Origin of the sequence: Nostoc sp. FACHB-888, assembly GCF_014696655.1 — a bacterium.
In the GTDB taxonomy this organism is placed as follows: domain Bacteria; phylum Cyanobacteriota; class Cyanobacteriia; order Cyanobacteriales; family Nostocaceae; genus Nostoc.
Map to the genome: position 1 here is coordinate 1 of NZ_JACJQM010000112.1, position 15,209 is coordinate 15,209.

9 protein-coding genes and 1 pseudogene are annotated in these 15,209 nt (G+C 42.3%); 5 read left to right on the plus strand and 5 right to left on the minus strand.

Annotation, left to right across the window (positions count from 1 at the left end; genetic code table 11):
- The 3 genes from H6G26_RS31795 to H6G26_RS31805 form a co-directional block, all read left to right on the plus strand.
- A partial coding sequence (locus tag H6G26_RS31795; RefSeq protein ID WP_199327176.1) for a HAMP domain-containing sensor histidine kinase occupies window positions 1–513 on the plus strand: 513 nt, incomplete at its 5' end.
- A 934-nt stretch (window positions 514–1,447) separates the two neighbouring features.
- Complete coding sequence (locus tag H6G26_RS31800; protein WP_190734689.1) at window positions 1,448–3,760, plus strand: NACHT domain-containing NTPase; 2,313 nt, start codon at window positions 1,448–1,450, stop codon at window positions 3,758–3,760.
- A 127-nt stretch (window positions 3,761–3,887) separates the two neighbouring features.
- Window positions 3,888–4,931 carry a chemotaxis protein CheB gene (locus tag H6G26_RS31805; RefSeq protein ID WP_190734691.1) on the plus strand — a complete coding sequence of 348 codons (1,044 nt, stop codon included), beginning with the start codon at window positions 3,888–3,890 and terminating at the stop codon, window positions 4,929–4,931.
- 332 nt (window positions 4,932–5,263) lie between these two features.
- Here the strand turns inward: H6G26_RS31805 and H6G26_RS43955 are convergent, their stop codons facing one another.
- From H6G26_RS43955 to H6G26_RS31820, 4 genes are all read right to left on the minus strand, one after another.
- Complete coding sequence (locus H6G26_RS43955) at window positions 5,264–5,386, minus strand: hypothetical protein (RefSeq protein ID WP_277883935.1); 123 nt, start codon at window positions 5,384–5,386, stop codon at window positions 5,264–5,266.
- Window positions 5,387–5,397: 11 nt separating this feature from the next.
- The gene (locus H6G26_RS31810) at window positions 5,398–5,667 is read right to left on the minus strand and encodes a hypothetical protein (RefSeq protein ID WP_199327177.1); all 270 of its coding nucleotides are present in this window, start codon (window positions 5,665–5,667) and stop codon (window positions 5,398–5,400) included.
- Window positions 5,668–6,343: 676 nt separating this feature from the next.
- Window positions 6,344–10,579: a chemotaxis protein CheB gene (locus H6G26_RS31815; RefSeq protein ID WP_190734693.1), complete on the minus strand. Its 4,236-nt coding sequence runs from the start codon at window positions 10,577–10,579 to the stop codon at window positions 6,344–6,346.
- A gap of 287 nt (window positions 10,580–10,866) precedes the next feature.
- Window positions 10,867–11,886 carry a PleD family two-component system response regulator gene (locus tag H6G26_RS31820; protein ID WP_242054003.1) on the minus strand — a complete coding sequence of 340 codons (1,020 nt, stop codon included), beginning with the start codon at window positions 11,884–11,886 and terminating at the stop codon, window positions 10,867–10,869.
- Window positions 11,887–12,745: 859 nt separating this feature from the next.
- On the opposite strand from H6G26_RS31820, the gene H6G26_RS31825 reads away from it, so the two are divergent.
- Window positions 12,746–13,024, plus strand: a complete 279-nt coding sequence (locus H6G26_RS31825) for a response regulator (RefSeq protein WP_242054004.1) — start codon at window positions 12,746–12,748, stop codon at window positions 13,022–13,024.
- 382 nt (window positions 13,025–13,406) lie between these two features.
- Window positions 13,407–14,139: pseudogene (gene rpaB, locus H6G26_RS31830) on the plus strand (response regulator transcription factor RpaB).
- A gap of 70 nt (window positions 14,140–14,209) precedes the next feature.
- Here rpaB and H6G26_RS31835 read toward each other — a convergent pair.
- Window positions 14,210–14,680: a DUF1392 family protein gene (locus H6G26_RS31835; RefSeq protein ID WP_190734694.1), complete on the minus strand. Its 471-nt coding sequence runs from the start codon at window positions 14,678–14,680 to the stop codon at window positions 14,210–14,212.
- Window positions 14,681–15,209: the final 529 nt, after the last annotated feature.

Below are 15,209 nucleotides of genomic sequence, written 5' to 3' on the forward strand. Positions count from 1 at the left end.
AATTCGATGATTCAAAATCTGCTCGATGCTAGTCGGCTGCGGGCAGGTCAGAGCTTAAAGTTTGAATTTGAAGAATGCAATTTAGACAGCCTTGTTCAAGATGTAGTAGAGGACTTAAACTTTGCTTATGGAGATCGGTTTGTTGTAGTTTCTGATACTGCTATCGGGAGCAATTGCAGCCGTAAAGAGATACAACGGGTAATTGAAAACTTAGCTATTAATGCTGTGAAGTATGGTGCTGCTGATACACCAATTACACTCACGCTTGAACAAATTGAAACGCATATCAGCCTCACTATCCACAACGAAGGTAATCCGATTTCTTCAGAAGCTCAATCAATCTTATTTCAACAATTTCGTCGAACCATCTCTGCTGAGGATCAAACAGGATGGGGGTTAGGATTATTTTTAGCAAAGAGTATTATTGAGGCGCATCAGGGGACGATTGAAGTTGAAAGTGCCCAGGGCAAGGGAACAAGCTTTATCGTTAAGTTGCCTAAACTTCTCTATTAGAGGATGTTTTAAAAGCAGTCTTTGATGTTCGCACATTTGAAGCTGTTGATCCGTCCGTTTGCGTACATAGCCGATTCCACTTTTCCCGCTTTGACTTATTTTATTCTTTGAACACCCCCCATACTCTCCACTAAACACATAAAAGCCTTGTTGCTCGTCGATACCCAAGACGTTGGTATTTACGGTCAATCATTAAACGCATAATCAATCCTACACCTGCAAGTACCTCGTACATCGTAAATCCAACCATTGAAGGCGACGGCTGTTCATAACCATACGCCGCAGCATCATAGACTATTCAGGTACTGTGGCGAGGTTGGTTAAAATTGCATGACCTTTGGTTTGCTCCCGCGTCTGTCTGCGACACGCTGCTCGCGTTCGTAGAGAAGGTTGGCATGCAAAAGAGAGCTAACGGGAAAAGTCAGATAATGTATAAGTTTAACTGAACAGAAAAATTTACTCCGAGAAAAAGCTTTAAAATAAAAGAGATCAATAAAAATTTAAGTGATTGATTTAAAATCAAGCTTTTTTTGACCTCTGGAACGGGGAATAAAGCCTGTCGCCCAGATGTAAGTCGCAGTAAGGGAGGACGCAAGAAATCCACTACTACGCTTTCTGTTGGGCAGGAAGCCCATACTGTACCGTCAAGGAGCGTGTGGGTAGTTCACTCTTATGGTAATTAAAAATAATAATGTTCAGCCGTGGATGAAAGCGCTTTTCCCTACAGCCTTTTGGGCATCCTACAGCAGGTGATAGTCCTTCACAAAAGGAGAAAGAGAGATGCTCTGCCAAGAAAGCGAAAGCGCCACGCTACTTGAGTTGAGCAAAAAAAGCAAAAGAAACTCTGAGGCAAAGGGGAACCATTTTGTTTCCCTTATGAGCAATTGCCTTGAACGTAAAGCTGGACATTTCATTATTTGGATAGGATCTCCCTATGGTCAAGCGATCGCTCCAAGCATCAGAGGTTGGAATACAACAGGCTAAAAAAGCGTTTGCCTACAAGGGGTGGACACAAGAAAATTTGGCTTTTGAAGTCAACTTAAAGACTCGCCAACCAATTTGGCGGTTTTTTAGTGGTCGTCCCGTTGAGCGTCATATTTTTATAGAAATTTGTTCTGTGTTGTCGTTGAATTGGCGGGAGATTGCGGCTAATCCTCCAGAAGAATTTTCTGAATCAAAAGAACTTGATACTGCTGAATTTTTAGATATTGATGCTCTAGTAAAACAAGTGAAATCGCAACGCTTTGACAAAATTCAAGACCAGTGCGGCACTTTGCAGTTATTAGATGTTAGTCGCCCCGTTAGAATCGACGACATTTACATAGATGTCAACATTTTGGAGGAGATTGCAAGCTTTCAGTGGTTAGAGTTTGGGGACTTGCAAAAGTTTACATCAAAAGAATTTGATCGCTTTGGTTTAGGAGAAGTATCCCAGACACAAATCTCGGGGATGACGGCAGTTGAAACTTACTCAAAGCTGCGGGTGTTGGGTAAACCGGGAGCAGGTAAAACCACTTTTTTGGAACATTTGGCGATTCAATGCAATCGAGGTAGATTTGCAGCAAATCGGGTTCCGATTTTTGTCACCTTAAGAGATTTTGCCGACGAAACGAGAGTTGCAGGAGAGTTTCATTTACTCAACTATATTTGCAAAGAATTCCTCACTTGTGGCATTTCAGATCCATCTGTGCTAGAAACTTTGTTGTTGTCAGGCAGAGTGTTGCTGTTGCTGGATGGATTAGATGAAGTACTCCAGCAACATAGCATTGGTGTCGTCAATGAGATTCGCAGAGTATCTGAAAGGTATCAAAAGAATATGTTTGTCGTTACCTGCCGCACAGCAGCTAAAGCTTTGAATCTCAGACGCTTTACAGATGTTGAAATTGCCCCTTTTAGTCAAGATCAAATTGTTGCTTTTGCTCAGAAGTGGTTTACAGCACTCACAAAAACCAATGTTCAGGATAAACAAGAACAGGCAGTTGAGTTTACCCGGCAACTAGATTTACCTGAAAACTTCCAATTTCGTAGACTTGCGGTCACACCCTTGTTTTTGCATCTCGCCTGCTGGGTTTTTCATCACCAAAACAAATTCCCAACCCAAAAAGCTGTGTTTTATAAGCAATGTTTAGACTTGTTGCTTAATAAATGGGACGAAACCAAAGGAATTGAGCGGGATGAAGTGTACGAAGGTTTTTTATTACCACAAAAGCTAAAGTTGCTGAGTCAGGTTGCGAGCGCGACATTTGAGCAGGGTAATTACTTTTTTGAACAACACATTGTTGAACAATACATTAGCGACTATATCAGTGATTTGCCGAATGCTTCGACCGAACCAGAGCAATTGCAGTTAGATAGTGAAGGCGTACTTCAAGCAATAGAGTTACAACATGGATTACTGGCACAACGAGTGCGGGGGATTTTCTCCTTCTCTTCTTTAACGTTTCAAGAATACCTGACTGCTCGACAAATCGTCGCTAATCATAATTTACAAGCAGTATTGCAACCCTTAGAACGTCTGGTGAGCCATATTACTGAACCCAGGTGGCGTGAAATCTTTTTGTTAACGGTTGCCATGCTGCGGAGTGCAGATTTCCTGGTGCAGTTAATGAAGCAACAAGTTGATGCGCTAGTGGCACAAGATCCATATTTGCAAAAGTTTTTAACTTGGGCAAGTCAAAAGTCCCTTGCCGCTCCTTTGCAGCCTGCTGCAATTCGCGCGTTTTACCAAGCCTTAGCTCGAACTCCTCACCTGACTCAGCACTTTACCCTCGCCTGCATCCTTGATCAAGGTATTTTTTTGGATGCGGCATTAGATAACCTAGTAATGGAATGCACTATTGAGTGCAAATCTAATTTTGCCGATGTCCATGCCTGCAAGGATGCTCTGAGTAATGCTTTAGCAATTGTTCAAGATGCTGGCTTACGTCAAGCTTTACAACAACTTAAAGACCTACTGCCTGATCCAGAACAAAGTAGAGAAAGATTTCAGACATGGTGGCACAGAAGTTATCCTACCTGGATGGAACGGTTGAAAGCAATTATCGCCAAGCATCGAAACATTGAGCATCACTGGCACTTCAGCCCACAGCAACAGCAAGTATTACAACAATATTATGATGCCAATCAGTTGCTTATCGAGTGCCTTAATAGCAACTGTGAGATCACAGACGTTGTGCGGCAGGAGATTGAAGCGAGTTTGTTGTTGCCGATAAAAGAACTTTCCAAGCGAGAATGGCAGGGATTGTGATGAGGCAGGGGGCAGGGGGCAGGCAGCAGGGGGCAGAGATAGGGAAAGTCGTTCTGAAAGAGTGAAATTGGATAATTTATTTTTTGGAGTTCCCTAAAACACTTTTATTCACTAAGGAAAGGAATCTATGCTTGGACACAACATTATTGTGATTGGCACTTCGGCAGGTGGACTCAAAGCACTGGGAGCAATCTTGGGTGCTGTGCCTGCTGAGATTGATGCTGTCTTCTTCATTGTTCAGCACCTCGCAGCAGATAAACCCAGCATTCTCCCCCAAATTCTTACAGATGTAGGCTCTCTTGAAGCATCTCACCCGGCAGATGGAGAGTCAATTAAAACCGGGCGAATCTATGTCGCACCGCCGGATTATCACCTGTTGGTCAATCAAGGCTCAATGCGTGTCGTGCGCGGGCCTCAAGAAAACCGCTTTCGACCTGCGATCGATACGTTATTTCGTTCAGCTGCCCGCGCTTATGGTACAAGGGTGGTAGGTGTGGTACTCACTGGCTATCTTGATGATGGCACGGTGGGGTTGCAGGCAATCAAGAAACGGGGCGGAGTGGCGATCGTTCAAGACCCGAACGAAGCAGAATACCCCAGCATGGCAAAGAGCGCCTTGCGCTATGTGAACGTCGATTACTGCCTGCCGCTTGTAGAAATCCCAGACCTGCTAGTGGAGTTGTCAAAGGAACCCGCCGCCAAGGAGGAGGCATATCCCGTGACCGAAGAAATCGAAATTGAATCCAGAATTGCTGAACAGCAGATGAATACCCAAGAATTTTTGGAGAGTGTAGAAGCGATCGGGACTAGAACGACTTACACCTGCCCTGAATGCAACGGCCACATCTGGCAAATTGGCAAAGGAGAGCCGCTACGGTTTCGCTGTCACACAGGGCATTCTTTTACAGCTAATGTGTTGTTGGCAGAGCAAACTCAGAATCTTGAAAATGCGCTGTGGTCGGCTGTGCGAGCAATGGAGGAAAAGGTTACATTCTCGCGTCAAATGGCAGAACAGATGAGAAACTCCAATTTAACTAGTGCCGCAACAAAATTTGAGGATCATGCAACGAATTTGGATAAAGAGGTATCCTTAGTTCGAGGCATCATTCTTAACGGCTTTGCCACGAAACGAACCATTGCTGCAATAGAGGAAGATCAGCCGGAGTGCTGAGGGCTGAAGCTTCTTTAATAACTATCGCTAGATAAAAATCCAAAACCCTTATTGCTTGGGACTTTTATAAATTTATATCATGTCCTGAATGGTAGCGAAAAAGGCTACATTTCTCTTACTCAATATGAGTGTTTTTCTACCTATTGAGGTAGAGGTAAGTGATTGAAGTGTCACAAATCTTCCTTAAAAATGCTTAAGTGTTTGTATTTAGGGACTTACAAAAAATAAATTATCAAATCTTATGAGGTGAACATCTTGCTACTGCTTTGCTTACTCGCTACTGATATTGTTTAAAAATCTCCGAGCATTTATAAGGGGCTGGCACTTGATTTCTAATCGGCAAACTGAGCATCAATGGTATTGAAGTCTTGTTCTAATTCTTCGTTCAAATCAGATTTTTGGAGAACTTCATCTAAGGAGGAGCTATCAGTTTTGAAGTCTTTGAATGGCATCATTCACAACTAAGTTATTTGAGGTGGTAAAGTGGCTCGAACCTCTCAAGGGTAACGTCGCACTCACTAGCAATGTATGTCGGATGTAAATCTTCTTCGGTAAGGAGTATCATCGCTTCTGCACCAACTCTGCCAAAGTCAGGCTTTAATCCTAATGCCATCTCAATAAGATACGTCCATGTACCAGATTCAGGTGTGTAGCTGCGTACAATCCCTTCTCCACCAATAAAGCTCACCCATTGAGTAGCGTGAAACTTAGGCACTTTCATGAAGGTTGCAGTCATGCGTAAAATTCCTCAATTCATAGTTGATACCTTCTGTTTTAATAGATAAAATTAAATATGTTTTGTATCTTTTTAAGTAAAGATATCAAACATCATCTATAACTTTTGAATGTTTTAGATACAGATTAAACAATTTATACGTAATTCAAACATTTATTCAAACATAATATATAGCAGTCCTAAATAATATCATGTCTGCCAAATTAAGCTTTTAAGCATTTAATTTGCACATTGGTATCGCAGGGGGGTAGGAGGTAGGAGCAGGGGAGAGGGTTTGCAGCTTTTATTACCATAAAAATGGTGCAATTTAAATGACGATTAGCTTACCTTGAAGAAGGCAGGAGGCAGATAGCGCAGCGTAAAGCCTCTCGTTCGCGTAGCGTCTCCCTTTGGGAGAAGAGAAGGAACTTTTTCGTCGGGGATTCAGACCCCGCTCAATGTTGTTTGCGCTTTTGTTTTCGGCGGGGTTTTAGACCCAAGTTCGGTTCGGTCACAGGCTTGACTGTCTGGAAGCAGTATTCCCAACTGAGCCTCCAGCAAGAACAGCAAGAACTGCCTTTCTTGATAAAAAATTAGCTCCCCAACTCCTCAAAGAAGTCGGGGATTTGGACACCGCGCATTTTCACAAATCAAATGTTGTATTGCTATATTTAACAACAGTACCCACAATTACGAATTACAAATTATCTGTGATTCGTCCACTCAAGTTTGCAGTCATCACTACTAATTGAGTAAGCTGAATCGGTTTAGCTAGATACATTTGAAACCCAGCATCAATTGCCCTTTGTCGCTCTTGCTCGGTGACATAGGCAGTAATTGCTGCTGCTGGAATTTGTCCCCCAGCAAGAGCCTCAAGCTCTCTAACCTGACGAATCAGGGAAATACCATCCTCCTCTGGCATCCCAATATCTGCTAGAAGCAGATCGTATCTACTAGGAGATTCAGTTAGAGCCGCGATCGCTTCCCTTGCCGATGTCACAACCACTACTTCCGCCCCAAAGTCTGATAACATCCACCTGATTAAGTCGCGGCTATCCGCTTGATCATCTACAGCCAAGATGCATAACCCTTCAAGGGTAAGGGATGAATTTTTACCATCTAATGTATCTGGAGTCTCTGATAAAAGGCTCGGCTCTAAATAAGTTGGCGGTGTAATTTCTGGCGGCATTGAGCGCAGAGGCAGCTTGATAGTGATGGTGGTTCCTTTTCCCTGGCCTGGGCTTTGCGCTTGAACTGCTCCACCGTGAAGTTCTACAAGATGACGGACGATTGACAAGCCCAATCCAAGTCCGGGACTTGTTTTGCTGCTACTGGAATCTCCTTGGCGGAAGCGATCAAAAACATACGGTAGCAAGTCTGCCGGGATGCCAATTCCTGTGTCGCTGACTTGAATTCGGGCGTGAGTATCAAGGGCTTCGAGCATGATTCCCACTCGCCCATCGGCTGGAGTGAACTTAATGGCATTAGTTAGTAAATTCCACAGAACTTGCTGTAAACGGTCAAAATCTCCGACAACTGTCGCCGAGTTCAACTGCGAAACAATTTGAATGCCTTTCGCCTCTGCGGAAAATTCTATAGACTTAATGGCAGCATCCACTACTGAAACTAGATCGATTACACGAGTGTTTAAATGAAGCTTTCCACTCGTAATCCGTGAGACATCGAGCAAATCATCGATTAATTTAGCTTGGACTTTAGCACTTTGCTCCACCACTGACCAGGCACGAGTGACTGCTTCTGAATCTAAATTGCGGGTGCGGAAAAGTTGTGCCCAGCCCTGTATAGTATTGAGCGGGTTACGAAGTTCATGGGAAAGATTCGACAGGAATTCATTTTTAGCTTGGTTGGCAGTTTCCGCCTCTTGACGGGCTGACTGCTCCTGTGCGAGTAGCTCAGATCGCTCTAATTCAAACTGCTTGCGCTCGCTAATATCTTCAATGGCCAGCAAAATCCTTTGAGCCTCTCCCTGTTGAATAATTTTCCAACCATTGAGCAGCATGGTTTTCTGCCCAATCTGCTCAAAACAATGCTCTATTTCTAAGTTTTGAATAGTGGTATCGTTGGCGAGAATGTCTTCTAGGATCTGTTGTAGTCCAGGTAGGTTCCACTGACCATTGCCTAGTTCAAAAATCAAAGATTGCGTTGTCTGTGATGGTGAAACCTGAAATGTTTCATAAAACGAGCGATTGGCTTTGTTTACCCGGAAATCAGAATCAAGCACGATTAACGGCACTTGTACCGTCTCCACAATCGCTTCAGCATAATTCCGGGCTTGTTCTAAGGTTGCGGCAGTGCGTTTGAGAACATCAATATCTATTAACACCAACACTACACCGTCAATTTTGTTTTCTGTAGTGCGATAAGGACGGATGCGGAGGTTATACCAATGTCCCCCAAAGGTTTGGACTTCCAATTCTTTGACGCTGAGTGTATCTTGTACCTCCAAAATTAGAGCTTCTAAATCAGGAATATTCAGATTGGCTCTGATATTGCTCAAAGGTCGTCCAGCATCGGCGGGAATTAAATTGAAAAGCCGTTGCGCCATTGGCGTAAAACGTCGAACCCGTAAGTCCAAAGTCAATATTAAAATGGGAATATTGATACTGGCAAGCAAATTCGTCAGATCGTTGTTAACTTGGTGTAATTCCTGATTTCGACTACGAAGTTCTTCATTAGTTGTGTTAAGTTCTTCGTTGGTTGCCTGAATCTCTTCTTTGGCGGTTTCTAGCTCCTCATTCGTGCTTTGCAGCTCTTCATTGCTGGAGAGGATTTCTTCATTAGCAACTTTCAGGTCTTGATTGATGTGTTCTTGCTCTTGGATCACCGCTTGTAGATATTCTTGAGTTGCAGCCCGCTCTTGGATGGCGGTTGCAATTTCTTGCCGGAGGCGAACAATCTCCTGCTCTAAGTTTTCCTGCTCAAGGCTCTCAGGATTAAAAGAACTGAGGTTGCTAACGGTGGGTGGGGCTGATTCAAATAAAACCAGAAAGTAGAATTCTTCGTCAGTCGAAGGCTTGAATGGAATCACCTCAATGTTGATGATTCTTTCTACATCGCCAGATTCAATCCGTAATCCTTCCTTTCTAACTAGAATTTTTTGCTGTTGTGCCTGATAAATTGTGGCGCGTAGCTCGATGAGCAAACCCTCGCGCACCATCTTGAATAAGTTAAGACTTGGTTTGCCAGGTGCAAGTTTGAGGTAGAGATCGATTTGTCCCCGAAATTGCAGCACGTCCATCTTGTCGTTGATCACCACACCCACTGGGGCATAGCGATTCAAAATCAGTTGGTCAGTTTTTTTCTCTAAATCAAACTCATCTGATGGATTCTCAAACGCCTTCTTAGGTTCGTCCACTTTTGTTATCGGATAATTGCTGGTAACGAACGAAAGAATTGTTCGATTTGCAGTTAGCTTCTTGGCATAAATTTTATACTTTCTGTCAATGGGAGTAAATAACTCCGAATATGTACCCGTGCTTTCTGAAGTTCCTAGCAGTAGATAGCCAGTCGGGTTGAGACTGTAATGAAAGATGGGCAATATCCGTTTTTGTAACGTTTCGTCCAAGTAAATCAGTACATTTCGACAACTGACTAAATCCAAGTTGGAAAAAGGGGGGTCGCTACCCAAGTCTTGTCGGGCAAACACACACAGTTCGCGGACAGCTTTACTGATTTGATACCCACCGCCTTCAAGGGCATTAAAGAATCTGCGGCGGTGCTCTGGTGAAAGCTCCACCATTTGATTCTCTGTATAAATGCCTGATCTAGCTTTCTCAATCGCTATCTCGCTGATGTCTGTGGCAAAAATCTGGATCGACGGTGGGGTTACTTTATCTGACAAAAACTCCAGCAAACAGATGGCGATGGAATACACTTCTTCGCCTGTGGAACATCCCGCCACCCAAATCCGAATCGGCAACTCTGCTGATTTATTTTGGATGATACTGGGAAAGACTTGCTCTTTCAAGAGTTGAAATGCTTCCGGGTCGCGGAAAAAATAGGTGACGTGGATCAGAATTTCTTCATAGAGCGCCTTGACTTCACCGGGATTGTTTTGCAAATACTTGGCATAATCCTCTAACTTTTCTAATTTATACAACAGCATTCGTCGCTGGATTCGGCGATCTAGGGTATTAGGCTTGTAGTGGCTAAAGTCAACGCCAGTTTGCGATCGCAATAACATAAAAATTGTCGCCAGGGCATCTCCCTGTTCAGGCAATTTCTCAACCGCGATCACGGGCAAAGGGTTAGAAATAAGAGGATTACGACTGAGGTTTACCAATTCCTCGGCGATTTTTTGAGGCGGCAGAATAAAATCAACATTCCCGGTGGCAACAGCAGTATTGGGCATACTATCGAATTTTGCCGTATCTTCACACTGAGCAAAAGTCACGCCTCCAGCTGCTTTGATTGACTTAAGACCCAGTGAACCGTCTCCATCCGCTCCAGATAAAACCACTGCGATCGCTTTGCGTCCTCGATCTGCTGCCAATGAACTAAAGAACGCATCACCAGGCATATATTTCCCCTGAACTTTCTCTCGTTGCGTCAGTTGCAATACTCCGCCAGACAACATCATCTTAGTGTTAGGCGGAATAATGTAGATAGAGTTAGGTTGCACACTCATGCCAGATTGCACTTCACTCACAGGCATTTGAGTTTTTCTTGCCAAAATCTCGCTTAACAGACTTTTGTGGTTAGGATCTAAGTGCTGAATCAGCACAAATGCCATTCCTGTATCAGTAGCTAAGTGCCTGAGCAACTGCGTAAATGCCTCTAATCCACCTGCTGAGGCGGCAATACCAACGATGGGAAATAAAGCATCTCTATTATCAAGTTGCTCTACCTTGAACGGTTCACTACTAGCGGTAGGTTCGATATACGTTGCTTCAAAGGGTTGCTCATTGGTCATAGGATGAGTTTAGCACCACACTGGTTTGGCAGCTCCAGTTTATATTTTAAGTCAGATTACTTGTAAGGAATGTACGCTCTCTCAAATACCATACTGTTATGGTTCAACTTATTGAGTCAGCAACGACTTGCACATTCATGGGTCAACAAATACGTTTGGTCGGTTTGAAATTTTCTATTTCCATTTTCACATTAAAAGTACAGGGATAAGAGCAAACCTATGTGAAGGGTTTCAAGTTTTTGTCTAATTTATTGTGCTGCACTATTAATTTATCTCGTCATTGATATTCAATTAAGCAAAACTCGAATATTGCAACTAGAAAGCATATCCTCTAATTGGTTATTACGCTTGAAGCAATCGCGTCCTCCTGCCTTGGCTCGATATAATGCTTTATCCGCTAAGGTAATTATCTGTTCAAAACTAGAACCGTGCTCTGGAATTAATGTGGCTAATCCAGCGCTCAGGGTTACATCAGAGCTAACTTGTGAATTTATATGAGGAATTGCCAGTTTCTGGACAGCAAAGTGAATTCTCTGCGCTACTTTTGCAGCACCAGCTGCATCTGTATTCGGCAGAACAATAGCAAATTCTTCCCCACCATAACGGGCAATTAAATCACCAGGACGTTGAACAACATCTTTGATAGCTTTAGCAATTTCTATCAGAGCGCAATCACCCATTAGATGACCATAGGTATCATTGTAGGACTTGAAAAAATCAACATCAAGGAGGATGAGAGACAGTGGCTGTTGCAAGCGTGTCATGCGCCGCCATTCCTGGTCAATATACTCAGTAAATCGTCGGCGATTAGCCACTTGAGTCAAGGAATCGATCGCAACTAATCGTTGCAATTCTTCATTAATTGCAACGAGTTTTCGATGTAGCTGCGATTGCTCAATCAAGCATTTGATCCGTTGACGCAAAACTGACCAGTTAAAAGGTTTGATTATATAATCTGTTGCACCAGCAAGAAATGCATTTTCAATTGAAGATGTATCCTCAACTACTGTAACCATTAAAACTGGAGTGTATTTACTTGACTCAATACTCAGGAGTTTAGCGCAACACTCAAACCCCTTCATGTCTGGCAAGATGGTGTCAAGGAGTACTAGTTGTGGGTGCAGTTGTTGAAAAACATTGATTGCCTCCATACCATTTTTTGCTTCTACCACTCTATACCCTGCTTGCTCTAACAAAAGTCGCAGTTGTTGACGGTTGAACGCTTCATGATCAACAATCAGAACTAAACTTGATAGATTTTTCGGCATAATATATAGATGGTTATCAGTATGTTTTCTCGAAATCATAGTCAGTGACTCGCGTTAAAGAACCTCTGGAGCTAAAAACTTCATCCCCTTTTTCAGATATTCCTGCTTAAGCCATTCAATGGTGTAGAACCAGTAACCTGTAATCAATTAGAATGCCCTGGACTATCCGAACTGGTTGCCCTGCTATAAATCAACCACTGTAAGCTGTTTATACTCAAGACTAATTTGCTCTAAAATCAGCTGATTACGGCAAATTAAAACTTCAACAACTTGTATTTCGAGAACATACAAATAACGACCTCACCTACTTGACGTTGATTTGTTTAAGATAACCTTTCACAATCAAAGATTATGTTTGAGTTAATGTTTTAGTTATGTGTAACTTATACAAATTCTGAGAAAACATCCCAAAGTTGTAGCTCATATTGGGCTTTTTTATCAGCCCTGAGAGTATTGACAAATAGTACGTTATATAAATCTTATTTTAGTGTCGCTCCCTAAAACCACGCCTGGAGCATTTGGATGAATTAAGAACACTTATCTGGTAACATCTTGAGAATTTATACTTTATCAGTGTCAAGCTGAAGCATACATCAGTCCTAAGCTACAAATGATGCTGCTCATAGAGTCCGCTTGAAAATAGTATTGCACTTGAATAAAGGCGTCAAGAGAGTGAGATTTCCTTCTTCAACGCTTCACTCTAAGCAATAATTGGGTTCTTTAGGAGGAACGAAACTCAGTTAGGATAGCGCACTCAACTGCCACTGCCACTTTTCAAAAGCTGGCTAGCAAATATTTATATAAAACTTATGCTAGCAACTAACACCACAGTCAGACGAAAAAAGTTGTTGGTTTAACTATAACAGGACTTACAAGCCTATATGTTCCCTATTTCAATATGGTAGTTAAAAAAGGAGTCACACAAGATAGTACTAATAAGCTTATCCTTGTTTGCGATGATGTTGCAGACAACTGCTTTTTCTTCCAAACTCTTTTAGAAATAGAGGGTTATGAAGTTGAAATTGTGGAGTCGGGAGCAGCAGCGCTAGTTTTCCTTGAATCCAAAATACCTGATCTACTTCTACTAAATATGATGATGCCCGGCATGGATGGGTATGAAGTTGCTCGGCGCATCCAAAACAACCCGATTTTACAAATTCAAACTCAGAAATGTTAATTACGGCAAATGAAGAGGCGTTTTTTAAAAAAGAGCCTGATGTCAAGGTGGCTGGAGTTATCCGAAAGCCCGTTGAGCCGAATGCATTAATAGGATATGTTCAAGCAGCTTTACAACTTGGGCATCATTTATGACCAGAATCTCTTGATGAAATAAGGTTGTTGGGGCTATTTCTTCCCCCACACCCAAACTTGCAACCCCGCCCTAACGCGGCTTGGTCGGGTATTAATAATTATACGAAATTAGCGAGGTACACCAAATTTATGGAAAATACGAGTTCCTTGGTCAGAGATTTACGAATTAGGAAAAAAATCTTTTTTGAGCTACTTCAGCCTGAGAATAGAGGGTTAAAAGTTCTCGCCATTGGGGAGGATTGAAAAACTTGTCAGCACAGAAAGGAAAAATCCTGGTAGTAGATGATGAAGTCGGCATCCGCCGAATTTTGCAGACACGTCTAGAAATAATTGGCTACAGTGTAGTTACAGCTAGTGATGGTGAAGAAGCTTTATCAGCTTTTCGTCTCTCGACTCCTGATCTGATAGTTCTGGATGTGATGATGCCAAAGCTGGATGGCTACGGTGTCTGTCAACAATTACGGAGAGAATCAGATGTGCCAATCATCATGCTCACAGCTTTGGCAGATGTAGCAGATCGAATCACCGGGTTAGAGTTAGGTGCTGATGACTATATGACAAAACCTTTCTCACCCAAGGAACTAGAAGCCCGAATTGCTTCTATATTAAGACGACGCTTTCACAAAACTGATATCAATATTATTCCTAACTCTCTTGTAATTCATGTCGGCGACCTGAAAATCGATACAAATAAGCGGCAAGTCCATAAAAATGAGCAACGGATTCGGCTAACAGGTATAGAATTTAGCTTACTAGAGAAGTTACGTGAATCATTCTGGAAGAGTTTTTTCAAGGTTAGAAATCTTGCAGGAGTTGTGGGGTTTGGTAGGAGGATTTCATACAGACACTCGTGTGGTAAATGTGCATATCTCGCGGTTGCGGATAAAGGTAGAATCCGACCCCAACTTGCCAGAATTTATTATTACAGCAAGAGGTAATGGTTATTTTTTCCGACGAATTGTTGAATCAGAACAGGATTGAAGAAGAATTCTGACTTCTAAATTCTTCTTCAATAAGTCGATTTTACCGCACTAATACGAAGTGTATACTGTCATAATCGCACTCGCTCCAAATCGTAGTCAGTCACTCGCGCTAAGGAATCTCTGGAGGTGAAAACCTCATCGCCTTTTTCAGATATACCAGGGGACATCCATTCGATGGTGTAGAACCATGCATCGGTAATCAAATGTATCCCTTGAACTATCCTCAGTGGTTGCCCATCGCCGTTAAAGCGGAACCTGACTAACTCACCCAGCCGGAAAATGGGTTTTGCAATAGTCAGCGTTCGTAAATTGCCTGTACCAATGATTTCGTGTCCTAAAACAGTTATGTTATCGTAGTCAGTCGTGATTTCATATTTCCAGCCATGCAGTGACGACTCGACCCCAGCACAGTAGCCAAAAGTTTTCGCTCTCTTGAGGTACACTCGTTCCAGAAGATTGACGGACAGTGGTGGGATTTCTTTACCCCAAGGCGGTGAGATGTACCAACACGTTTCTAAGTTGTGGACAAGGTTAATCATGATGCCATTGCTTGTTGATATTGGACTAAACTGAATAAGTATTCAATACTCATTTACATCACCGTTGACGGTTTTGGTGAATGTAGTATTAATAGGCTCAAATGCGTTAACAGAATTCGTAATTGATCAGATGTCAAAAAAGGACTTTATTCTCAATAAACTGGAAAATAGTCGCATTAATCTCTGCTTATTGACACAGGTTTAGTGTAAGCAAAGTAGGGTTGCAAACATGATTTTGAGTTTTGGAAAACAAACCAAACGAGAAATGCTGATAAAAGTTGTTGGTTCTTAATCAAAGGTTGTCATCTTAAATAATTTAGATGCGTTTGCCTTAAGTGGTATAGTTCTTATCCTTTACTTTATAAAAATGTTTATAATCTGCTTTGTTTAAGATAATCCTTCACCATCAAAGATCATGTTTAAGTCAATGTTTTAATTACGTATAAGTTGTATAAATTCTGAGAAAACATCCCAAAGTTGTAGCTCATATTGGACTTTTTTCTCAGCCCTGAGAATATTGACAAATACT

Excerpts from the sequence above, each read along its gene's own strand:
- H6G26_RS31800 (WP_190734689.1), top strand. The coding sequence starts at position 1,448 with ATGGTCAAGCGATCGCTCCAAGCATCAGAGGTTGGAATACAACAGGCT.
- H6G26_RS31805 (WP_190734691.1), top strand. The coding sequence starts at position 3,888 with ATGCTTGGACACAACATTATTGTGATTGGCACTTCGGCAGGTGGACTC.
- H6G26_RS43955 (WP_277883935.1), bottom strand. The coding sequence starts at position 5,386 with ATGATGCCATTCAAAGACTTCAAAACTGATAGCTCCTCCTTAGATGAA.
- H6G26_RS31810 (WP_199327177.1), bottom strand. The coding sequence starts at position 5,667 with ATGACTGCAACCTTCATGAAAGTGCCTAAGTTTCACGCTACTCAATGG.
- H6G26_RS31815 (WP_190734693.1), bottom strand. The coding sequence starts at position 10,579 with ATGACCAATGAGCAACCCTTTGAAGCAACGTATATCGAACCTACCGCT.
- H6G26_RS31820 (WP_242054003.1), bottom strand. The coding sequence starts at position 11,886 with ATGATTTCGAGAAAACATACTGATAACCATCTATATATTATGCCGAAA.
- H6G26_RS31825 (WP_242054004.1), top strand. The coding sequence starts at position 12,746 with ATGGTAGTTAAAAAAGGAGTCACACAAGATAGTACTAATAAGCTTATC.
- H6G26_RS31835 (WP_190734694.1), bottom strand. The coding sequence starts at position 14,680 with ATGATTAACCTTGTCCACAACTTAGAAACGTGTTGGTACATCTCACCG.